Origin of the sequence: Pseudomonas sp. MWU12-2020 (genome assembly GCF_023100605.1) — a bacterium.
In the GTDB taxonomy this organism is placed as follows: Bacteria; Pseudomonadota; Gammaproteobacteria; order Pseudomonadales; family Pseudomonadaceae; genus Aquipseudomonas; species Aquipseudomonas fluorescens_H.
Map to the genome: position 1 here is coordinate 157,826 of NZ_JALMEX010000009.1, position 20,970 is coordinate 178,795.

A 20,970-nucleotide genomic window follows, 5' to 3' on the forward strand; every position below is an offset into this window, starting at 1 on the left:
TCGCCTATCGCGGGCAAGCTTTAACTGACCGTATTAAACCTAAACATTCAACTCGTAAAACTTAACTATTTCCGCAATAGCGATTGACGACTCCTCGTTATTCTTAATCAAGATATCCTCCACATCTCTTAACGGAGGAAGAGGATGCAAACGTTCAGCAATTTCAGTGGCAGTATAGTCCTGAGTCGCTTTACCTTCGCCTCTAACCCTTATATAGCCGATGGCGCTTTCCCCTGCAGAAAAATGATTGGCCACTCGCATCTTCGGTGAAACACCGTAATTCACAACTATTACCAGATCATCACCTTCGCGATGGAATTTCAATTGCCCGATATTCAAGTCAACATCTGAAAAATCGATTCCATCAATACCACCGCCCGAGTTATCAATCACGTCTCTGCCAAGACCATCATATTTATAAACATCATCGCCCGCCCCGCCGGACAACGTGTCATTACCTGGCCCACCCAGCAGCACATCCTCGCCAGAGCTACCAGTCAGCAAATCATTACCGTGACCGCCCACCAGCGGCAGCGTTTGAGCATCTCGAATAGATTGGGCGGGCGTCGCATTATCAATGACGACGGCATTATGGTAAGTATCCGGGGCAGGGCCCAGTTGACTAGACTCCAGAAGAGTCTTCAGGCTGGCGCTGGTGCCGTCGGCAAACCTTATGACTTCGATCCCGGAGCCCTGGAGATCCCCTGCATTGGGTAAAACGATACGAACCTGCTGAGCCCCCCATTTGATATCGAGGGTCGAATAGAGCATCTTCGCCCGAGGTGGATGGCGATAGTTGTCACGTGACGGATTGGGGGCCAATTCGATATTGACTGTTTCAATCAACACCGCCCCCCAACTTAACTGCAGCTCTTCCAGCCTTGCCCCATCTGGAAGAATGACAACATCTTGATCGATCAGCCCATACTCGTCTTTCCACCCCGTCACACCCACTTCCGGGCGCTGAAAAACAGGACTCAGTACATCCGCAATAATGGTCGTTGCGCCAGCGTGTGCTTGCACAGTGTAGGTATCGGCACCATTTTCACCGTAGAGCCAATCAATCCCTGAACCGCTGATTAAATAATCGGCCCCCTCGGATCCGAGCAGCGTATCGTTGCCCGCTCCAGCCGATAGTATGGCCCCCGGTAATCTGTCATTTACCGAACCATAATCAAGTGGGGTAAGCGCATAAGCGACTATCAGGTCATCACCCTTACCGCCATGAAAGGTATTCCCGACTTCCAGGTTCACTCGTCCGCCGCCGGCGTCACCTTGTACAGTCTTGTGCTTGATGGTTTCGGTCTTTACATCCCGGCGAAATTCTTTACGGACAGTTTCGCCAGAGTTGAAGCTTGCTGCAGGATAGATGTACCAACCTTCGATAGTTCCTGACTTGTTTCTATCCTCTACCAGCACGTCTCCTGCTTTAAACGAAAACCCGCTACTCGAACCAGATCGATAATATTGAGGTTTATGGTTCGATGGGTTTGCTGCCCCCTCAACCTTTGTATTTTTGAAATAGGAGTGGGATGCAGAGCTCGTCTGCCTGTCGCTGTACACAGCTCTGCCAGATGGAGCGTTCATCCACTGCGGTGTGTCAGACAAGGATCCGTTTTCGATGCTTTCGTCAATCAAGTCGGAATAAGTGATGAAACCCGTATCAGTCGTGAAAATGTGATTTCTGACCCAGACACCTTGATCATTGAGGGTGAAACCCGTGGCTTGCCTGTTTTTCGAACGTCTTCCTTGAATTTCCCCAAGGAATTTTTCCACCCCTTCAATGCCATTACCCAATTCAGCCTCATTTCCTTCGCTCGAAACATCAATGGCTGACTCGACGGGAACGCTTGCGATACCGCTGTATTCACTCGTGTCTTCTGTTTCTTCTATGTCTGCCTTGTCCACCACTTCCATTACCGGCGGTTCGATCACAACTACCGGAGCAAGCGTTTTTTTGATGACATCCTGGTAGCTCAAGACCACTCCATCACTGAAACTGAAAGTTGAGTCTCGCCACGTCTCGTGATTTTTTATCAGAACGGCGTCACCCACTCCGTTGGCCAGCCGCAATACCAGACCGATTTCAATATCGATAATTTCAATCTTCAGATTGTCCGCAAAAAAACCGGCTCCGAACTTCATGACATTGTTGCCACCGTCGTCTACAACTACATCAAGCCCATCACCGGCGCCGAAATAGTAAATATCATCTCCGCCCCCCGCTTCCAGGTAGTCGTTACCGGCCCCGCCATCAAACACATTATTTCCTGAGTGACCGCGCAGATAGTCCACACCCTCCCCGCCAAATAACGTGTCGTTTCCACCGCCGCCCAGCAACGTGTCGTTGCCTGAACCACCGTCCAGATAATCTGCACCCTGTTCGCTTTCAGGCGTCTGCTCGTAGTCGCCAGACATCAAGTCATCGTCAGCACCGCCGTAAAGCGTATCGGCGCCCAAGCCCCCCCAAAGGGTGTCGTTTCCGGCACCGCCTCGAACGAGGTCATCATTGGTGCCGCCGGATTGCAGGTTTGGCTGGTCACCATCCAGAGCATCAGCGCCCGGCCCGCCTATCAGTGTGTCGGAGCCACCCAATCCCTGGAGCGTGTCGTCACCCATACCGCCATCAAGGAAATCATCACCGTGGTGGCGAATCGGATGGTCGTAGTAATCGCCAACCAGCTCGTCATTTCCTGCCCCACCAAACAGCAAATCATCAGCACCGCCGCCCCAAAGGGTGTCATCGCCCGCACCACCGTCCAGAAAGTCACGTCCGAAGAAATGGCTAGCGTCACCCGCCACACCATCCAATACGTCGTCATCCCCCTTCAGGGCATCATTGCCGGGGCCGCCATACAAGACGTCGCTACCGCCGTTGCCAGCGAGAGCGTCGTCGCCACTGCCTCCCTCCAGCAGATCGTTGCCATGGTGTCCGCTTTGGAGTCCTCCACCCCAATCAAGGTTGTCTCCGAACAATGTGTCGTTGCCACTGCCGCCCGTCAGGGTGTCGTCCCCCCCGTCGCCGCTCAGCTGATCATCTTCAGTTCCGCCATCCAACACATCCTCGCCCCAACCGCCGCAGAGAACATCTCTCCCGCCTTGGCCGTACAGAACGTCGTTGCCTCCTTCCAATGCATCTTTCACGGAGGATTTGTCGAAGGTGGTGCGCAAGCTGATGACGCCTTGGGCAAGAACGACTTCATGTCGTTTATATTTCCAGTTTTGCTCCAGTACCCCAGTGGTATCGTCGCCGTGCAAGAAGTCATCACCCGCCCCCCCAGCCAGTGTGTCTCGACCGTTGCCACCGAGCAGCACGTCTCCAGAGGCAGTACCCACCAGCAGATCATCGCCCTGCCCACCATCCAGCCAATCGCCACGACCGACCTTCCCCTTGGCGACACCATCAGCCAGAGCTTTTTCAAGGGTTGACTGTTTGTCTCCAAACAATTGATCGTTTCCAGCTTGCCCGAACAGTCGATCAGAGCCGCCAAGCCCAAGGAGGATGTCGTCTTTGGGCGATCCGTAAAGTGCGTCGGCCTTATTCCTCTGTTTTACATTTGGCAACAGCACAACGTTACCCAAGTCATCGTAGGAAAGCTGATCACCGGGAACACTGGGGTCCGTATCGGCAGCTCTCCAGTCACCCTGGATAACCAGATCGGGTGTTGAAAAGGTGTGGCCATCGAAGTCGGGGAGCTGAACACCCAGCATCCCCGGCCTGTAGTGCTTGATTACGATCAGATCGCTCTGGCCGTAGCGGATGTTCAGTGTGTTTTCCGTGAGTTCTTCAATGAGCGTCAACGTTATGGATCGGTCTTGCGTGAACCATGTGTTGCTCAGAAGAGCACTGCGTTTGAGGGCGGGAATCGGACGGTCATTTATCAATAACTGCCCATCAGCATTTGCATCGAACATTTCATCGATTCCGTCACCACTATAAAACGCGTACCGATCATTACCCTCGCCACCGGTCAGAGAATCGTTACCCTTGCCGCCGATCAAAACATCATCACCCGCCATCCCGTATAGCGCGTCATTGCCGTCGCCACCGCTTAACGAGTCGTTACCGCGAGCACCTTCAATAACGTCATTACCTGCCAGTCCACTGATCGAGTCATTGCCCTCACCGCCATACAGATGATCGGCATTTATCGCACCACCGAAAGATCGCCCTCCGTCGTCACCGAACATCACCAGCGGATTGGATACGCCAGTCGTCATGGGCGCTTGTTTGCCCGATGCGAGATCGGTGAAGGAAAACTTCTGGAGTGTGTTTTCTCCGAACGAACCATGGGTTCTGGATATCAACCGGGCCAACATTTCTGCGCGATCAAAAATCCACTGCTCAGTAATAAAGCCTTCACCCGTGGCAGGATCATAGAGTTCCAAGCCACGACCGGGAAAACCGTCATCTTTTTCTATGACTATTTCACTTAGCTGTTTCAGAGAATTGCGCAAAGCCAAGCCAACCGGTGTGTCTTGCGCGGCGAGCTTGGCCCATGCTGTAGCACTGCCATATTCGCTGATGGTCTTGGTAACGATGCTTTGGGATTGAATTGGTGTAACCGCTGAGAAAAATGCGTAAACATTGGACGCAAACATTTCCTCGGTGGTGGGCGCGGCATTAGAGTCGCCGTCGTATGTTCGCTTGAACATGTCAAAAAAAACATTTACGCCATATCGCAAGATCAGATCAACGATAGGCGAAACAGGTGTGCCTTTCACCACGTACTGGGTCAAGGGATTGGTGTTTCCACTGGCCATTGCAATTTTGATTTGCTCAGGCACTACCGAAAACACGCTCTCAAGCACATTGACACCAAAGTTATTGACCGCCGCGCGTAGGCCGACACTGTATGAGTCAATGGCAAATAGAATATTCTTGAAATCATCGAGCCTGTTAACTTTAGCCAGTTCATGATTGCCTTTGATTTCTGAGCCGGGGTCGCCTGCAGAAATCAGTCTCCAGGTTTCATACGGGGGTTTGCCACCTAACAGGCTGAAACCGATGGTTCCAGACCAACCTGCGTTACGGCTTGTAGCGGTATCGTCTTTGCCAAGATCATCAAGGAATAAAACCTCTCCAATAGCGCTCGCATCAATACCTGCGATTTGACTGATTGAGGGCACTCTCCAAGGGGCCAAATCGCCCTTAACCGATCCATATAACAGTATATTCATGAAATTTACTGCAACCTGATTTGAGGAGGCCTGCATTTTCGACTCTGTAAACCTCTTACGTAATCGAAGTTCTCCTTGCCGCATGGTGTAGGCGCGAATCAAAGCGGAGTAAGCCCCCTGCCCACCATTAGCATCAATTGCGACATCAAGCCAAAGTCTGGCACTCTTCAAAACATCAATTACATCTTTCTCGAAGAGAATATCCTCAGAAAATTTTTCGCCAATGATTTTAGATAAAACCCGATAAAAGGAAGCACAGTTTCGCCCCTGTTCCGCAGAGGCTATATACCTCTCAGCATCCTGATCAAACCACATCCCCTCAGAAGTATTCGCAACCTGTAGCACCATTGACTTTTCTAAATCATCAAAAACATAACTCATAGTTACTTCCCTGTAATTATGGAGCGTGAAAGATAGTCGCTTACAAATTTAATCGCTTCAGGCGCACCTCGTAACGAACTTGTGTCCAGCCCGATACGTCCGTCCCCACCTGCAAAATCAAAACTGTAGAGCTCGACTGTGCAGTAGGTCTGTAACACTCCAAAGTCCAAATTTTCCAACTGTTCTTTGTTAAGCTTCAACAAGTCTTGTTTGCCCAAACCAGCGGTCTGAATCTTGTCGCCAGGATGATTCAATCCATCACAACTTATCGTCCGAGGTGTTCCGTCATGCCGGCGCCAATTACGCATAACAAATGTGGTAATGGAAAACTCATTCTTGAAATGAGGCGGAGGAGCATTAAGCCAAAGCTCTAATCCTGGATAATTTTTTAGTTCCACAATCAGATCATCCGGCCAATCTGCATGTCGATACCCCATGCTGTGCGGCTCAGTGCGTTCCTTCCGGGTGTAGAGTCTGGCCGCAAGCCGGAAATACCCCCAACTGGAAGGCTTTTCTATCCCGCTCATCTCATACTCCGTACGAAGTTCGGTACCCGTCCACCAAAATGATCCCTCGAGAGTCTCGGCTATACATGACCCGTCACTTCTCAAATTCGATCCGAAATAAAATCCGGGTATCCGACTCCGATCAAGAAGACTCCCGCCCGGTATTGGCACCTGTTCCATACCCGCCAGTTTTTTACTGCAGTCACCTTGTTCCTTTTGGTAAATCGCCCTGCGTTCTGCCGCCTCCTCCCATTCAATATAAAAATCCACCACCCAATAGCACACCAGCAAAACCAGACCATACTTCAGTAAGGCTTTACAACGTCTAAAGGCTTCCTTGCGTGACATTTTGAACATTTCAAATCTCCCTTTTAAAATGACGAAAACTCTAGTTAGAATCGACCAGCCATCGCATCTTCAAAAACCTGAAAATAGCCCTTCAGACCAGCACTGACATCAAAACTGTTTGCCGTTAGCCGCGCAGCTTTTCTGATAGATTCAAAATCACCGGGATAATTTAAAACGCTGCATACATTGGCAGCTATTGATTCAACCTGGAAAAAATCGACAAGAATCCCATTGCACCCGTGAACAACGACCTCCTTCACCGGAGCTGTATCAGAAGCGACTACCACACAGCCAGCCGACATGGCCTCCAATAAGGACCAGGACAAAACGAACGGATACGTCAAGTAAACATGCACCGTTGAAACTTGCAGAACAGCTCTATATTTCTGGTAAGGCAGCTTCCCGGTGAAATGCACATTGGAAACATCGCAATCCACCTCCGATAACATCTTGTCTCGCCAATTCTCATACCCAACAGGCCTCCGCCCATAGCTGACTTCATCTCCACCCACAATGACTATTTGAGCGGTCGGACACTCAGCCTGAATATGGCTAATGGACCTCATAAATGTATGAAATCCACGATAGGGTTCAAGGTTTCTGGCAACGTACGTCACTATTGGCTGATGTGCCTTAAGTACACAGCCACTGGTTAAAGTTACAGCCTTAACTTTCTCGGCATGAGGCGCTTGGATGACACCTTCATGAATCACGCGAATTTTGGACTGATAGCTTTTCGGAAAAAGACTTCGTTGCCACTCTGTTGGGGCAATTCCAATATCACACTGTTCCAGATTCAACAGATGCATTGAGTTCAAAATTCTTAATTTTGAGGAAGCATCGGACGCACGTGGAAATTCAGGGTCAAAACCTGAGTCTGCCCCCTGCGCTCGATAATAATATTCACAGAGGTGAATCAGTGGTGCATTCGGATATACATCCTTGATAAATAACGTTTCACCCCACCCGGGATGAGCAAGAATCACATCGGGGCGATAACCCTGCTGCTTAAGTTTCTTCAACAAAACCAAAACACGCTGCCCATCCAACACAGCCGCTTGATATCCATGCAAATAAACATGGCTACTATTCGAGTCTCTTATTGAAGACCGATACCGAAGCAGTTTCACCCCGGCAATACCCGGTGCCGTATCACGACCAATTGCAAGTACTTTGAACCCCCTCTGACGCGCCTCCAATGCAACATGGCGAAATTGACCGGGAAAATTTTGATGAATGATAAGTAAATGCATGCCTGAAAAACTTCCGTGTTTATATAGCTCCGTAAATTGAAAGCTTCCAGCTTCAATAGGCGCATACAAACGCTAACAATTATTCAGAAATAAAACTGTAGGAGGCTTCCGAGAACTTCCTAGGAGATGGAGCAACATACGAATTTTCAACAGGTACAAAAAAAGCGGCGCTCAATGCGCCGCTTTTTTGTTTGCGGATGATTACCAGCGACCGCCTCGCCCGCCGTGGTCACCCCGATCACCGTGATGATCTCGGCCGCCGCGGTCACGGTCCCAACCACCACCGCGGTGGCCGTCCCAGCGCCCGCGATCATTGTCGTGCCAGCGACGGCTTTCGTAATAGCGCGGGGCCGGCTGGTAGTAGCGCGGTTGCGAGTAATACCGTGGCGCGGGCTGGTAGTAACGCGGCGCAGGCTGATAGTAGCGCGGTGCCGAGTAATAAGTGCTGCCACCGCTGTAATACGTGCCACCAGTGTTGTAGTACGCCGGAGCGGGTGAGGTGTAGACCTCCGAGCTGTAATAGCTATCTGCGTAGGAGTAGGGAGCGCAACCGGCAACGGAAAACATCATCGCAGCAAGCAGTAGAATTCGTCGATACATGGCGGCCTCCTGGACCGCGAGTGAGCCACACCAGCGACGCTGGCAGGCATCAGTCGGTTATTCGGTGACTGACGAATGATCTGACAGCGTTTTCCGAATCTGGTGCGCTTCCGTAACAAGTTGAAACATGTGATTGATGAAATCCTGTTCATTTGCAAAACACTGTCATTCAGCCGTCGCTCAGTGGTGTCCACCGTGATAGCCGCCGCCGTGGTAACCGCGACCATAACCACCGCGATAGCCGTAACCACCGTAATAGTAACGGGCGCCGCCGTAGTAGCGCGGGCCGTAATATCCGCCGTAGTAATAAGGTGAGTAGTAGCCGGGATAGTAGTAGGGAGCGGCGTAGTAAACATCGGCGGGAGGCCCGTAGTAATAACATCCGGACAGCCCAAGCCCGAGCACTGCACCGAGCAACACTCGACGAAACAGTTTCTGAACACGCATGACGGCCTCCTGAAAGACCCACGACCGCAGCAGGACAGCGCAGCCGACACAGTTTTGACTGTCAGGCCCGGGGCAAGTGCCGGACTCAGCCAAGCTTCAGATCAGCGGTGTCACTCCCCCTGAGAATCCCCCTGTGGGAGCGTTGAACGGTGCAAATGCCCAGAAATACAGGAACGACCATTTGCGCCGCGTATGGAGCAGTTATTTCCCGGCAGTGCCACTAGAATGCTGCCATCGGCTCATCTGCCAACGGAACCGCCCATGCCGCACAGATCTGCGCTGTACTCCCAACGCTCGCTGGTGCTGACTCTGGTCGCACTGCTTGGTGCCGGCTTCCTCGCCACTTCCTTGCTCAGCTATTACGCCTCACGGGCGTCGATCCGCGACAGCATCGTCAACACCGAACTGCCGCTGACATCCGACACCGTTTATTCGGAAATCCAGAAAGACCTCGTCAGACCGATCCTGATTTCCTCGATGATGTCCCGCGATACGTTCATGCGCGACTGGGTGGTGAACGGTGAAAAAGACCCGGTAAAAATGACCCGCTACCTCGACGAGGTCATGACCCACTACGGCGCCTACACCGCGTTCTTCGTCTCCGACAGCAGCCACACGTACTACCACGCCAAAGGCGTGCTCAAGCAGGTCAGGATCGATGAGCCGCGCGACGCCTGGTACTTCCGCGTGCGCGACATGAAAGACCCGTACGAGATCAACGTCGACCCGGATCTGGCCAACAAGGACAACCTGACTTTCTTCATCAACTACAAGGTCTACGACTACGACAACCGCTTCATTGGTGCCGCGGGCGTAGGCCTGACGGTGGACGCGGTGATCAAGCTCATCGACAAGTACCAGCAGCGTTATCAACGCAGCGTCTACTTCGTCGATGCCTTCGGGCGACTGGTGCTCACCGGTGCCAGCGGCGGCCCGGAAGGTGCGCACATCGGGCAAAGCCTCAGCGAACTCGCCAGTATGAAAAGCCTGATCAGCCAGTTACCCAAGCCCCACAGCGGCAGTTACGAATACTCCGCCCACGGTCAGGGACATTTTCTCAACGTACGTTACATCCCGGAGTTGCACTGGTATCTGTTCGTCGACAAGCGCGAGGATGGCGCGCTCAGTGACATCCGTCAGTCGCTGTACCTCAATCTGCTGATCTGCCTGCTGGTGACACTGGGCGTGCTGGCCCTGCTCAATCGGGTGATCCGGCGTTATCAGCGCAAGATTCAGACGCAGGCCACGCTCGACAGCCTCACTGAATTGCCGAACCGCCGCGGCTTCGACCTGCTCGCCGTGCAGGCCCTGCACGAAGCGCAACGCGAGCCGAAGCCCCTGACGGCACTGTTGCTGGACCTGGATCACTTCAAAACATTGAACGACACCTACGGGCACATGGCCGGCGATCAGGTGCTGATCGGCTTCGCCCGCGACCTGCAAAGTTGCCTGCGCCATTCCGACATTGTCTGCCGTTGGGGCGGTGAGGAATTTATCGTATTGCTGAAGGACACCGACGGCGAAACCGCTCAGAAGATTGCCGAGAAGATCCGCCGACACGTCGAACAACAGGCGTATTCCTACGATGGCCACAGCCTGAGTCTGACCGTGAGCATCGGCGCCACCACCCTGCAAGCGGATGACACCTTGCACACGCTGCTGTCCCGGGCCGATCATGCGATGTACCGAGCCAAACAAACCGGCCGTAACCGCACCTGCGTGGAAATGCCTCATTCGACTTATGCCTGATACCAACGCTAAACCCGACCTCTGCCCGGCCTGCGGCGCCCGCAACGACTGCACCCTGGCCGACCCGCGCACTGCCGACCAGACCTGCTGGTGCTATGGCGTGAGCATCGACCCGGCAGTGCTCGAAGCCCTGCCGGCCGAACTGCGCAATAAATCCTGCCTGTGCCCGCGCTGCGCGCAGGTCGAGGCGCAACTGCAAGCAGCGGCGCGGCCGATCCCGTAAGATACGCGCCCCTTTATCCGCCGATTCCTGACCATGCGCGTCGACCGTTTCCTCAGCAACCTGCCCCGCTACAACCGTCAGCAGGTTCGTCTGTTGCTGGTGGAAAAGCGTGTGCGGATCGACGGAAAAGTTGTCAGCGACCCGCACAGCGAAGTGTTGGAATTCAGCCGCGTCGAAGTCGACGAAGAAGTCTTGCAACTCGGCAAACCGGCGCGCTACTTCATGCTGCACAAACCGCCGGGGTGCGTCAGCGCCACCCGCGATCCGCAGCACCCGACCGTGCTCGATCTGATCCACGAGCCGGACAAGGACGACCTGCACATCGCCGGTCGCCTCGACTTCAACACCACCGGGCTGATGCTGATCACCAACGATGGCGGCTGGTCGCGACGGCTGACCCAACCGCAGACCAAACTGCCGAAGGTCTATTACGTCGAGACCGAACAGGAGATCGGGCCGGAGTATGCAGTCACGTTTGCCGAGGGCATCTACTTCGCCTTCGAGAACCTGACCACGCAACCGGCGCAACTCGAAGTGCTCGGCCCGAGGGCGGGGCGTCTGAGCATCGTCGAGGGTCGATACCATCAGGTGAAGCGCATGTTTGGTCACTTCAACAACAAAGTGTTGCGCCTGCACCGCGAATCCATGGGCCCGCTGTTGCTCGATAACGCGCTAAAACCGGGCGAGTACCGCGCATTGCGCACCGAAGAGATCCATTTGTTCTAAGCCGGCGACCGCTCAGCAGAAGTTGTCGAACAATTCACCAACGGCACTTGCGCGATCCTGATCCCCCTGCTTGAATCAGGACGTCGGCCAAATTGTGACCGATTAGTCACGCAGTACATCAAAGCAACCTTTTTGCCGGTAGAGAGCCTCAAAGGCTCCACCTCCCCCGGCAGACTGCCCGCCAATAATAATACCCGTCGACCTGCCGTTCCGGATCGACATGGGCCCCAAACTCCAGGCGTATGCCTACCTGTCACAAAGCTCGTGCAATCTCTATTTGCGCGCATACCCGCTTGCTTGCCAGGAGTCTTATGACATGAGGCCAGAAATCGCTGTGCTGGATATACAGGGTCAGTATCGGGTTTACACGGAGTTCTATCGCGCAGACGCCGCAGAAAAGACCATCATCCTGGTCAACGGCTCGATGGCCACGACTGCGTCGTTTGCTCAAACCGTGAAAAATCTGCACCCGCAATTCAACGTGGTTTGCTACGACCAGCCCTACGCGGGCAGGTCTAAAATCCACAACCGCCACGAGAAACATCTGACGAAGGAAGTCGAAGGGCAGATTCTGCTGGAGCTGATCGACCATTTCGGTGCCGAACACGTGCTGTCGTTTTCCTGGGGCGGCGCGGCCACCCTGGTTGCCTTGGCCCAGCAGCCGCGGCGCATCGAAAAAGCCGTGATCAGCTCGTTCTCGCCGGTGATCAACGCGCACATGCTGGATTACCTGGAGCGCGGTGTCGATTATCTCGGCCAGCGCGACGGCGACCGGGTCGGGCACCTGGTCAACAACACTATCGGCAAACACCTGCCGTCACTGTTCAAGCGCTTCAACTATCGCCACGTCAGCAGTCTGGCCGAGCACGAATACGGGCAGATGCACTTTCACATCAACGACGTGTTGCACAGTGATCGTCAGTGCTACCTGAATGCGGCGAAAAGGATCAACGTGCCGGTGCTGTTCCTCAACGGCGAATGGGATGAGTACACCGCCGCCGAAGACGCACGGATATTCGGCAACCACGTGGCACAAAGCACCTTCACCACGCTGCAGGCCACCGGGCATTTTCTCGACATGGAGCACAAGGCGGCTTGCCGTGACAGCCAGAATGCCCTGCTTGGTTTCCTGAAACCGTCACAGCAGTCGAGCCGAACGCGTTACTCGTTCGTCCAGGATCACCATGCATCGGCCATTTGAAAAAGCGTCGTCGCGAGTGAGTCTGTGGGGCTGAGAAGCCAGCGCTGATTACCTGCAGATTCGCCCGCGAATGACCGTTTTCAATGCTGTAACGCGCTGCGGGCAAAAGAAAAACTTCAAATCCGCGCTCGACTCTGGTACAAAGTCAGCCGCTCTGAGCGGGTATAGTTTAGTGGCAAAACGAAAGCTTCCCAAGCTTTAGTTGAGGGTTCGATTCCCTCTACCCGCTCCACTCAATCGGGTCTCACGTCGTGGTTGTGACGGGGGATGCAGAAACAGAAAAAACCGGCCTACAGGGCCGGTTTTTTTGTGTCCGGGATTTGTGGGAACACACCATGAATGATGATTCTCCTGACTCGAACCTCTCCTCAACCCAAATTTGGATAATTCCATTTTTCTGTGGGTTATTGCGATTTTCAAAAGATAAGCCACAATAATCAGGAATAGTGCATGAATGACAAGTTCCTGGATAAATCCAGAATTACCGGCTTTAAAGTAGCTTTTGAGGTGTAAGACCCATTATGTTGGATTTAAGCCTTAGCAAGCCAAGTGAGATCGTCAAGCGGATCTGTGAACGTCTACGCACTGATCGACTCGCTCTGGAAATGACACAAGCGGACGTGGCCGCACGTGCCGGCATCGGAACCAATACGGTATCCAATCTTGAAGCCGGGCGTAATGTGGGCTTCGAAAATCTGGTACGTGTTGCCATGGTACTTGGGCGCAGTAAGGAACTCGAAAACCTGTTCTTGCCAAAGCTTGAAACTCTGGACGACATCCTGCGCTACGAAAACAGTGCCAAGCGTTACCGCATCAAAAGGAAATCCGACAATGCTTGAGAAAGTAGACGTCTACTACGAGGGCTGGGGTGAACATTGGCAGTGGGGCACGCTGGCTTCCACCACAGCGCTGACCGGTCGGCCGCTGGTGGTGTTTGAGTACAGCGACGAAGCGAAAAAAAGAGGACTCGAACTTTCGTCCCTGAAACTTCCTTTGCAAGGCGCCAAATTAAGCCGGGATTTCCCGCCACATCAGTTGGGATTGCCAGGCCCCGTCTATGACTCGCTGCCCGACGGCTGGGGCATGCTGCTGATGGATCGTCTATTCAAACGTCGCGGCCTGAATCCCGCACGCATCGGACCTTTGGAGCGACTGGCCTACATCGGCAACAATGCCATGGGTGCCATGTCGTTCAAGCCTGTGGCACCTGACGTACTAGAACCACAAATGCATGTTCCCATTGAGTTACTTGCAGCCGAAGTGCGGCAAGTGCTGAAAGGTGAAGGGGGCGAGCTTCTTCATAAGTTGCTGCTGGTTGGAGGCTCTCCGCAAGGTGCCAGACCCAAGGCTCTGGTCTATCGCGCCCCCGACACCGGGACGTTCACCACAGCTGCCACTCCAGGTTTTGAAGCATGGCTGGTGAAATTCCCTGCCCAACACGAACATCCCGAAGTGTGCGCCATCGAAATGGTTTATGCCGCTTGCTTGCGCCTCTGCGGCATTCAAACGCCGGATACGCAGTACTTCAGTCTGTCAGATGGAATGGCTGCCTTCGCCAGCAGACGGTTTGATCGACAAGACGGACTACGCGTCCCCATGCAAAGCCTCGCAGCCTTTACCGGTGCAGATTTTCGCTCTCCGGGGGCATTGGACTATGTCAACTTCCTGCGCGCCACCCAAAGATGTACCAATGATGTACGTGAAAAAGCACGGGCGTTCGAGCGTGCTGTTTTCAACGTTGCGTTCCACAACCGGGATGATCATCCCAAGAACTTTGCCTACACCATGTCGCGAGCTGGCGATTGGAAATTAGCCCCGGCCTACGATGTGACCTTTTGCGAGGGGCCGGGTGGGTATCACCAGATGGATGTGATGGGCGAAGCGCTGGAAATCGACCGAAAGGCCATGCTTGGACTGGCAGAAGAAGCGGAGGTGGGTGCCTATGAGGCAGGAGTTATCATTGAGCGCTTTTGCGACGTATCCAGCCAATTCTCGACTATGGCAAATGATCTTTATCCTGGCGTGATCACTCAGGAAACCCTGCGTACCATTCAAAGCCGAATTGATCACAACATCAAGCTGTTGCGATGACTGCATATCCTTGCAAATCACATTTTTTGAAACCCTGAAGATTTTTCCGACATTACAGATCCGCAACACACCCACGGTTCTCACCGTCCCCACGACCCAGTAGGATTCCCACTTCACCCACCACCCTCCCCCTGCGCGGCCATCGACGAATACGCGTTTTGACTTTCGAGGGACTCCATGGCGCGGCCACTGTGCCGCTGATGACCGAACTCAAAAGAGCCACTCACTCATGACGCAAAACATTTACGACGACCCGGAATTTTTTCAGGGTTACAGCCAGATGAACCGCTCGATCGGCGGCCTCGATGCCGCGCCGGAATGGCCGGCGCTCAAAGCGTTGTTGCCGTCGATGCATGATCTTAATGTGGTCGACCTCGGCTGCGGCTATGGCTGGTTCAGCCGTTGGGCCAGTGAACATGGCGCCGCCCATGTGCTGGGGCTGGATGTCTCGGAAAAGATGCTGGAGCGCGCGCGCGAAACCACTGCGGCGGCGAACATCCGCTATGAACGCGCCGATCTTGAGCATCTCGATCTCCCAGCGTGCAGTTTCGATCTCGCCTACAGTTCACTGGCGCTGCATTACATCAAGGATCTGCCAGGGCTGTTCGCTCATCTGTACGCAGCGTTGAAACCGGGTTCGCATTTTGTGTTCTCCATCGAACACCCGATCTTCATGGCCCCGCGCAATCCAGGCTGGTTGATCGACAGCGACGGTCGCAAGCGCTGGCCGCTGGACAGTTATCAGATGGAAGGCGAACGGGTGACCAACTGGCTGGCCGAAGGGGTGATCAAGCAGCACCGCACGATGGGCACGCTGTTGAATTCGTTGATTGCGGCGGGTTTTGCCATTCGCCATGTCAACGAATGGGGGCCGAGCGATGCGGAGGTGGCGGCGCAACCGGCGCTGGCTGAAGAGCGGGAGCGGCCGATGATGATGTTGGTGGCGGTACAGCGCTAACTGGCGAAACATGCATTGTGGCGAGGGAGCTTGCTCCCGCTGGGGCGCGAAGTGCCCCGAAGACCTTGGGCCTGCTTCGCAGTCCAGCGGGAGCAAGCTCCCTCGCCACAGAATTGTTGTTTGCCTTTAGCGAGTCGCGACGATGAATAGCCGTGGAAACGGCAACAGCACCGAACCATCAGGCAACGCCGGATACGCCTCGGCAACAGCCGCCAGATACTGCTGCAGATACTGCGTCCGCTCCTCTTCGCTCAGCGGGCTCAGAAACGGAATCAAGCCACTGCCCTTGAACCACTCCACGATCCCCGCCGCTCCACCGGACAACTGATGGTGATAGGTGGTGCGCCACACATCGACCCGCGAGCAGTGCGGACGCAACATCGAGAAGTATTCGCTGGCGCTGGCCATGTCGGTGCGCTGTCCGGCGGCGCCTGCCAGTTTCGCGGCCCACGGGCCGTTGGCGGCGACTTCGCGCATCAGTCGATGGGAAGGTTCGTCGAGGTTGTCCGGCATCTGGATCGCCAGACTGCCACCGTCCGACAGCTTACCCACCAGCGCCGGCAGCAACGTCCCGTGATCCGGTACCCACTGCAATACCGCGTTGGCGAAAATCACATCGAACGGGCCTTGATCCGCCCAACTATCGATTTCTGCGACCTCGAACTGCAACTGCGGCATGCGCTTGCGCGCGGCGTTGACCATGTCCGGCGAACTGTCGAGGCCCCTGACCTGGGCCTGCTCAAAACGCGGCACCAGCAGCTCGGTGGAGTTACCCGGGCCGCAACCGATATCGACCACCGATCGCGCCTGAACCGTGGGGATCGCCGCCAGCAGATCACGGGCCGGGCGGGTGCGTTCATCTTCGAAAGCGACGTATTGTCTGGCGGACCAACTCATTGCGTTCTCCTGTCGGGACACTTCAGCGGTTCGTCACAATACAGGCAGCCATGCGAGCAGTTCCAGAGCGACTGATTGCAAACGATGTCAGCGGGCGGGCTGCTTATCGCCAATTGGGCGATTCTTATGCAATCAACGACCGTCCGTCGAACCATTAACACGCATTTTTGACAGCTAAAAAATCAAACCTATAGTCAATTTGCGGCAGTCGGAAGGAACCCGACTCATCTGATTTCGTGCAAGGAACACGGCCTGCGCGTCTCTCATGACCGATGGGTTCCCCCAGTAGTGTGCTCGCAAAAGCCATACGGCAAGCAAGCGTCGTCGTGCCTGGATTGCAGTCCGACGTTCACTATGAAAAAGGAGCCTCACCATGTCTCGAGTTACGGATATTCTGGTTTCCATCGACACCGAAACCATTTTGAAAAAGTATCCAAACATCAGTAAAAGCCCTGCCTCACCGACCATGATTGATGTCAATCATGTGTACATGGTCACTAATCAGGACAACGTGGTCAGTGGCCAGGCCGGGGGTGAACTGAACCTCAAGGCTCAAGTCGGCGATCTGATTCGCTGGCGTGAAACCAGTCTGTCGCAGAGTTTCGAAACAGCAGTAATTTTCTACAAATTCATCGGCAACAAAGGTAGTGAACTGATCTCGACACCGACCCCGCGTAAGGCAACAGCCTGCGTTGCAGTACCTAATACCAGCGATCCGTCAGTGCCGAGCTGCCAGAAAGTCGATAACCATTACTGGTCATCCGAGACTCTGGACTGTGGCAGCGTTACCTATCACTTCCACTTCCTGATCGTCGACCGTAGCTGCAAAATCGTCGGCTGCTGCTCCTGGGACCCATTCATTACCATCCGCAATTAATGCTATTCGAGGCCTTTTGGAAACAATGGGCCTCCTCTTTCGATTGACGACCCGTATGGAACAGGATGACTTCCTCGACCGAAGCGATTGCCTTCTCGCGCCACCATCATGAAAGGAATCCATGATGACTTCCGAACCGATCACCTCCCCCTCTTCCACCGTCGACAGCGCGCAGAATGTATTGCTGATCGTCGATGCCGAATCTCTGCTTGCGCACTATCCAACACCCAGCCAGGACCCCGCCAACCCTACAGACATTGCCGATGGATTTATCTTTTTCGCCACGGGTAATAACTCAAAAGAAATAGTTACAAATGACAGCACTAACAAAGTCTTAGTCGTGATGGACCGTGATGTTCACTTTCGCGTCAGAAGCGTCAGCCTGATCGCCGAGCACAGCGTGGTGGCCTGTCGCATGACCGTCGATGACAGCGGCGTTCTTACTGTGCCCAAACTGGAAATCCACACCGGCCTTACCGTCCCCGCGCCCAACCCCGAATCCCCCACCGTGCCGGGCAGCCGCAAGGCAGACGATCATTTTTGGGCCTGCACCCCGAAAACACCTGGCACTGTCCAGTGCGGATTAACGTTCATGCTGGTCAATCAGCAATGTGAAGTGGCGGGGTACTTTCAGTGGCAGGTGGGGGTCGAACTGACGTCCTGAGCCTACTCATGTATGAGCCGGTCGCAAGACCGGTTTTTCATGGACAGGCAACGAAAAACAGAATTTTCGCAACGCCCTCACTGTCTGAATTTCTAGCGTCTCCCAATAAGGAACACCGCAATGAAATTCGCAAAAATATCCCAGACCCTGGCCCTTTGGGCCGGTAGCCCAAAAACCTTCATGGGCGCGTTGATCCTGATTTTTCTGTGGGGGCTGAGTGGGCCGATTTTTCATTTCAATGACACCTGGCAACTGATCATCAACACCTCGACTACCATCATCACCTTTCTGATGGTGTTCCTGATCCAGAACACGCAGAACCGCGATACGGACATCCTGCATCTGAAGCTCGATGAGTTGTTGCGGGTAAACAAGGAAGCGCAAAACGCGATGCTTGGCTTGGAATCGCTGGACCTCAAACAATTGGAGGCGCTGCGCAAGCATTACCGTAGCCTGGGGGAAAGCGAGGTGTTCAATCTTGATGGACTGGGAGAGAAGAGCAAGCCGAAGCAGGATTTGAATGACTGCTGAGTAAAGTCAAAAAAGCAAAAGATCGCAGCCTTCGTCAGCTCCTACATGGAATGGTGCAGGAGTTGCCGCAGGCGGCGATCTTTTGACTTGTAAGCGGGATCAGCGGCTGGCTTGCAGCGCTCGCGCCATTTCCAGATGGTTTTGCAGTTTTGGCAACGTCTCGTCGGCAAATGCCTTGATTTCCGGAACGTCGGTTGACTGCGCTTCCTGCTGGATCTGCTGAATAGCTTCTTCGGTCGCTTTCACCTGGCTTGCGGCGTAGGCCTGATCGAAGGTTTCACCGTCTTTCACCTGCGGGATCATGGTTTTGGCCTTGTCGGCAATTTCTTCACGAGGTGCGACGGGCAAGTCGAGCTTTTTCGCGATCTTTGCCAGATGCTGATTGGCCGTGGTGCGGTCATTGATCACGACGATGGTGTAATCCTTGACCTCTTTGGAGTCGGATTTCTGGTGCGCCAGACGACTGGCTTCGATGTCGGCCATGCCTTTGGCGGACGCATCGTTGATGAAGTCGGCAGGCGACTGGGCGAATGCACTGCCAGCGAACAAACCCAACAGCGTGGCAAAACTGAAACGACGTATCTGGGTGGCCATCCGGCTCATGGTCGCGCCCTCCTATCTCTGCAAATTCAAGCGGGGGCTTGCGCCCCCGCCTCTCAATCAAAACTACCTCACCGACTACTTCGACTTCTGAGCTGGCTTGCGGCCCATTTCGGTTTTCGCAGGCTCTTTGTCGACTGTCGTGGTGGTGGTTTTCCCACCTTTGCGACCGGCTTCAGAGGCCTTGGTTCGATCATTGGCGAAGTTTCCCGAGTTCGAGTTTCTTGAATTAGGCATGATTCTCTTCCTCTTGGTGTTGATCGTTGGCGAGCAGGTGCCCGCCTAGATTGAGAATTGCCGGACCGATAAAGGTTTAGAAAAGTTGCCCGCGCCGCGACGAACGGCGTGCACTGTTTCAGCTATCCACTACCCGGTGATTGAGGCGTTTGGCGGCGTACATCGCCTGGTCGGCGTGCCGGAACAGTTGTTGCTCTTCGCGGCCATGTTCGGGATAACGGGCCACACCGATGCTCGGCTCGATGCACAGGTTGTGACCGTCCAGGCGCATGGGCTGCATCAGCACCTGTCGGATTTTTCCGGCCACGCTGTCGGCGTCTTCAGCGGCATGAACACTGTGCAACAGCACCACGAATTCGTCGCCACCAATGCGCGCCACGGTATCGGTATCGCGTATGCAGCCCTTGAGCCGACTCGCCACCGTTTGCAGCAGCATGTCACCGACCGCATGGCCAAAGGTGTCGTTGACCTGCTTGAAGCGATCCAGATCAACGTACAGCAGCGCCATGTTTCCCGACGCTTCGCGGGCACCGGCCAGCGCAGCTTTGAGGCGGTCTTTGAGCAATCCTCGATTGGGCAGCTGAGTCAATTGATCGTACTGCGCCATGCGCTTGAGCCGCGCGTGCAGTTGCTGGCGCTCGATGGCGGTCGCGACCTGGGCGCAGACGTATTGCAGCAGTTCCTTGTCCTGTTCGGTGTAACGCTCGCCACCCGGCAGGCTTTTGACGATCAGCGCACCGATGGTGCCGTTCTTCGAATTCAGCGGCACACCGAGCCAGCACGGTGAATCCTGCCCCGCCACCAGCGCCGCGAAGTCGGGTGGGGCGTCGGGGCTGTCCGGCGTCAGCAGAATCGGCTGACCGCTGCGGATAACCTCCGCACACAGGCGCCCGGTGACGGTGCCCGGTTGCTCGGGCTGCAATTCGTGATCGTCGACGTGATAGGGAAAATTCAGCTGCGCACAGTGCTCGTCGTACAGCGCCACGGAGAAATTCAGCGCCGGCAACCATTCGCCGATGATCAGGTGAATGCGCTTGAACAGCGCCAGCAAGTCTTCGGCGACATGCGCCGCTTCGGAAATCGCATACAACGCCGCCTGACGTGACTCGGCCTGCTTGCGTTCAGTGATGTCGCGGGCCACGGCGATGCGCAGTTGATCGACCTGCGACCAGCGCGCCGACCAGAGGATGTTGACGATGCGGCCATCCTTGCGCACGTAACGGTTTTCAAAATTGTGTTTGGGTTCGCCGCCCATGATGTCGCGGGCGGCGGCGAGGGTGCGCTGGCGGTCTGCAGGATGCACCAGCTCGATCATCGGCCGACCGATCAACTCGTCAGGCGTATAGCCGAAAATGCGCTCGCAGGCGGCACTGACAAAAACGAAACGGCCCTGCGTGTCCACCGCACAGACGGCATCGAGCAACAGGTCCATATAACTCGCCAACGGCGCGGAATTTCGGCTTTCCATGGTTCAGCGTGGGTGTCCGGACAATGCAGCAC

19 protein-coding genes and 1 tRNA gene are annotated in these 20,970 nt (G+C 54.6%); 11 read left to right on the forward strand and 9 right to left on the reverse strand.

Features of this window, described 5'->3' with window-relative positions; translation table 11 throughout:
- Window positions 1-39: 39 nt before the first annotated feature.
- The 5 genes from M0814_RS20525 to M0814_RS20545 all read right to left on the reverse strand — a co-directional run bounded on the left by M0814_RS20525 (window position 40) and on the right by M0814_RS20545 (window position 8,716).
- A complete protein-coding gene (locus M0814_RS20525) occupies window positions 40-5,562 on the reverse strand; it encodes a calcium-binding protein (protein WP_103485698.1) in 5,523 nt (1,840 codons plus the stop codon).
- A 2-nt stretch (window positions 5,563-5,564) separates the two neighbouring features.
- Window positions 5,565-6,425, reverse strand: coding sequence for a hypothetical protein (locus M0814_RS20530; RefSeq protein WP_103485697.1), 861 nt, complete (start codon window positions 6,423-6,425; stop codon window positions 5,565-5,567).
- A gap of 35 nt (window positions 6,426-6,460) precedes the next feature.
- Window positions 6,461-7,669, reverse strand: coding sequence for a glycosyltransferase family 4 protein (locus tag M0814_RS20535; protein ID WP_103485696.1), 1,209 nt, complete (start codon window positions 7,667-7,669; stop codon window positions 6,461-6,463).
- A 201-nt stretch (window positions 7,670-7,870) separates the two neighbouring features.
- Complete coding sequence (locus M0814_RS20540) at window positions 7,871-8,269, reverse strand: hypothetical protein (protein ID WP_003222524.1); 399 nt, start codon at window positions 8,267-8,269, stop codon at window positions 7,871-7,873.
- Between the two features lie 180 nt (window positions 8,270-8,449).
- On the reverse strand, window positions 8,450-8,716 hold the full coding sequence (locus M0814_RS20545) for a hypothetical protein (RefSeq protein ID WP_003222522.1): 267 nt from the start codon (window positions 8,714-8,716) through the stop codon (window positions 8,450-8,452).
- Between the two features lie 261 nt (window positions 8,717-8,977).
- On the opposite strand from M0814_RS20545, the gene M0814_RS20550 reads away from it, so the two are divergent.
- The 8 genes from M0814_RS20550 (at window position 8,978) to M0814_RS20585 (ending at window position 15,664) form a co-directional block, all read left to right on the forward strand.
- On the forward strand, window positions 8,978-10,465 hold the full coding sequence (locus tag M0814_RS20550; RefSeq protein WP_103485695.1) for a sensor domain-containing diguanylate cyclase: 1,488 nt from the start codon (window positions 8,978-8,980) through the stop codon (window positions 10,463-10,465).
- Window positions 10,458-10,688 carry a cysteine-rich CWC family protein gene (locus M0814_RS20555; RefSeq protein WP_003222518.1) on the forward strand — a complete coding sequence of 77 codons (231 nt, stop codon included), beginning with the start codon at window positions 10,458-10,460 and terminating at the stop codon, window positions 10,686-10,688. The genes M0814_RS20550 and M0814_RS20555 overlap by 8 nt, the downstream gene beginning before the upstream one ends.
- Before the next feature lie 33 nt (window positions 10,689-10,721).
- Window positions 10,722-11,414, forward strand: a complete 693-nt coding sequence (locus M0814_RS20560) for a pseudouridine synthase (RefSeq protein WP_103485694.1) — start codon at window positions 10,722-10,724, stop codon at window positions 11,412-11,414.
- Window positions 11,415-11,730: 316 nt separating this feature from the next.
- On the forward strand, window positions 11,731-12,615 hold the full coding sequence (locus tag M0814_RS20565; RefSeq protein WP_103485693.1) for an alpha/beta hydrolase: 885 nt from the start codon (window positions 11,731-11,733) through the stop codon (window positions 12,613-12,615).
- A 158-nt stretch (window positions 12,616-12,773) separates the two neighbouring features.
- Window positions 12,774-12,847: transfer RNA gene (locus tag M0814_RS20570), tRNA-Gly, on the forward strand.
- Window positions 12,848-13,136: 289 nt separating this feature from the next.
- On the forward strand, window positions 13,137-13,454 hold the full coding sequence (locus M0814_RS20575; protein WP_003222513.1) for a helix-turn-helix transcriptional regulator: 318 nt from the start codon (window positions 13,137-13,139) through the stop codon (window positions 13,452-13,454).
- A complete protein-coding gene (locus M0814_RS20580) occupies window positions 13,447-14,706 on the forward strand; it encodes a type II toxin-antitoxin system HipA family toxin (protein WP_103485692.1) in 1,260 nt (419 codons plus the stop codon). Before M0814_RS20575 ends, M0814_RS20580 begins: the two co-directional genes overlap by 8 nt.
- A gap of 229 nt (window positions 14,707-14,935) precedes the next feature.
- Window positions 14,936-15,664: a class I SAM-dependent methyltransferase gene (locus M0814_RS20585; protein ID WP_103485691.1), complete on the forward strand. Its 729-nt coding sequence runs from the start codon at window positions 14,936-14,938 to the stop codon at window positions 15,662-15,664.
- A gap of 126 nt (window positions 15,665-15,790) precedes the next feature.
- Here the strand turns inward: M0814_RS20585 and tam are convergent, their stop codons facing one another.
- Window positions 15,791-16,561 (reverse strand): trans-aconitate 2-methyltransferase, encoded by a 771-nt coding sequence (tam, locus tag M0814_RS20590; RefSeq protein ID WP_103485690.1) that lies wholly within the window; start codon window positions 16,559-16,561, stop codon window positions 15,791-15,793.
- A gap of 373 nt (window positions 16,562-16,934) precedes the next feature.
- Between tam and M0814_RS20595 the strand changes: the two genes are divergently transcribed.
- The 3 genes from M0814_RS20595 (at window position 16,935) to M0814_RS20605 (ending at window position 18,633) form a co-directional block, all read left to right on the forward strand.
- Complete coding sequence (locus tag M0814_RS20595; protein ID WP_003222506.1) at window positions 16,935-17,438, forward strand: inclusion body family protein; 504 nt, start codon at window positions 16,935-16,937, stop codon at window positions 17,436-17,438.
- A 124-nt stretch (window positions 17,439-17,562) separates the two neighbouring features.
- The gene (locus tag M0814_RS20600) at window positions 17,563-18,102 is read left to right on the forward strand and encodes an AidA/PixA family protein (RefSeq protein ID WP_103485689.1); all 540 of its coding nucleotides are present in this window, start codon (window positions 17,563-17,565) and stop codon (window positions 18,100-18,102) included.
- Window positions 18,103-18,222: 120 nt separating this feature from the next.
- Window positions 18,223-18,633 (forward strand): low affinity iron permease family protein, encoded by a 411-nt coding sequence (locus tag M0814_RS20605; RefSeq protein ID WP_003222503.1) that lies wholly within the window; start codon window positions 18,223-18,225, stop codon window positions 18,631-18,633.
- Window positions 18,634-18,732: 99 nt separating this feature from the next.
- Here the strand turns inward: M0814_RS20605 and M0814_RS20610 are convergent, their stop codons facing one another.
- The 3 genes from M0814_RS20610 to M0814_RS20620 form a co-directional block, all read right to left on the reverse strand.
- Window positions 18,733-19,236: a DUF4142 domain-containing protein gene (locus tag M0814_RS20610; protein WP_003222501.1), complete on the reverse strand. Its 504-nt coding sequence runs from the start codon at window positions 19,234-19,236 to the stop codon at window positions 18,733-18,735.
- Between the two features lie 75 nt (window positions 19,237-19,311).
- The gene (locus M0814_RS20615; RefSeq protein WP_003222499.1) at window positions 19,312-19,470 is read right to left on the reverse strand and encodes a KGG domain-containing protein; all 159 of its coding nucleotides are present in this window, start codon (window positions 19,468-19,470) and stop codon (window positions 19,312-19,314) included.
- A gap of 118 nt (window positions 19,471-19,588) precedes the next feature.
- On the reverse strand, window positions 19,589-20,938 hold the full coding sequence (locus M0814_RS20620; protein WP_103485688.1) for a sensor domain-containing diguanylate cyclase: 1,350 nt from the start codon (window positions 20,936-20,938) through the stop codon (window positions 19,589-19,591).
- Window positions 20,939-20,970 lie beyond the last annotated feature (32 nt).

Excerpts from the sequence above, each read along its gene's own strand:
- M0814_RS20525 (WP_103485698.1), bottom strand. The coding sequence starts at position 5,562 with ATGAGTTATGTTTTTGATGATTTAGAAAAGTCAATGGTGCTACAGGTT.
- M0814_RS20530 (WP_103485697.1), bottom strand. The coding sequence starts at position 6,425 with ATGTTCAAAATGTCACGCAAGGAAGCCTTTAGACGTTGTAAAGCCTTA.
- M0814_RS20535 (WP_103485696.1), bottom strand. The coding sequence starts at position 7,669 with ATGCATTTACTTATCATTCATCAAAATTTTCCCGGTCAATTTCGCCAT.
- M0814_RS20540 (WP_003222524.1), bottom strand. The coding sequence starts at position 8,269 with ATGTATCGACGAATTCTACTGCTTGCTGCGATGATGTTTTCCGTTGCC.
- M0814_RS20545 (WP_003222522.1), bottom strand. The coding sequence starts at position 8,716 with ATGCGTGTTCAGAAACTGTTTCGTCGAGTGTTGCTCGGTGCAGTGCTC.
- M0814_RS20550 (WP_103485695.1), top strand. The coding sequence starts at position 8,978 with ATGCCGCACAGATCTGCGCTGTACTCCCAACGCTCGCTGGTGCTGACT.
- M0814_RS20555 (WP_003222518.1), top strand. The coding sequence starts at position 10,458 with ATGCCTGATACCAACGCTAAACCCGACCTCTGCCCGGCCTGCGGCGCC.
- M0814_RS20560 (WP_103485694.1), top strand. The coding sequence starts at position 10,722 with ATGCGCGTCGACCGTTTCCTCAGCAACCTGCCCCGCTACAACCGTCAG.
- M0814_RS20565 (WP_103485693.1), top strand. The coding sequence starts at position 11,731 with ATGAGGCCAGAAATCGCTGTGCTGGATATACAGGGTCAGTATCGGGTT.
- M0814_RS20575 (WP_003222513.1), top strand. The coding sequence starts at position 13,137 with ATGTTGGATTTAAGCCTTAGCAAGCCAAGTGAGATCGTCAAGCGGATC.
- M0814_RS20580 (WP_103485692.1), top strand. The coding sequence starts at position 13,447 with ATGCTTGAGAAAGTAGACGTCTACTACGAGGGCTGGGGTGAACATTGG.
- M0814_RS20585 (WP_103485691.1), top strand. The coding sequence starts at position 14,936 with ATGACGCAAAACATTTACGACGACCCGGAATTTTTTCAGGGTTACAGC.
- tam (WP_103485690.1), bottom strand. The coding sequence starts at position 16,561 with ATGAGTTGGTCCGCCAGACAATACGTCGCTTTCGAAGATGAACGCACC.
- M0814_RS20595 (WP_003222506.1), top strand. The coding sequence starts at position 16,935 with ATGTCTCGAGTTACGGATATTCTGGTTTCCATCGACACCGAAACCATT.
- M0814_RS20600 (WP_103485689.1), top strand. The coding sequence starts at position 17,563 with ATGACTTCCGAACCGATCACCTCCCCCTCTTCCACCGTCGACAGCGCG.
- M0814_RS20605 (WP_003222503.1), top strand. The coding sequence starts at position 18,223 with ATGAAATTCGCAAAAATATCCCAGACCCTGGCCCTTTGGGCCGGTAGC.
- M0814_RS20610 (WP_003222501.1), bottom strand. The coding sequence starts at position 19,236 with ATGAGCCGGATGGCCACCCAGATACGTCGTTTCAGTTTTGCCACGCTG.
- M0814_RS20615 (WP_003222499.1), bottom strand. The coding sequence starts at position 19,470 with ATGCCTAATTCAAGAAACTCGAACTCGGGAAACTTCGCCAATGATCGA.
- M0814_RS20620 (WP_103485688.1), bottom strand. The coding sequence starts at position 20,938 with ATGGAAAGCCGAAATTCCGCGCCGTTGGCGAGTTATATGGACCTGTTG.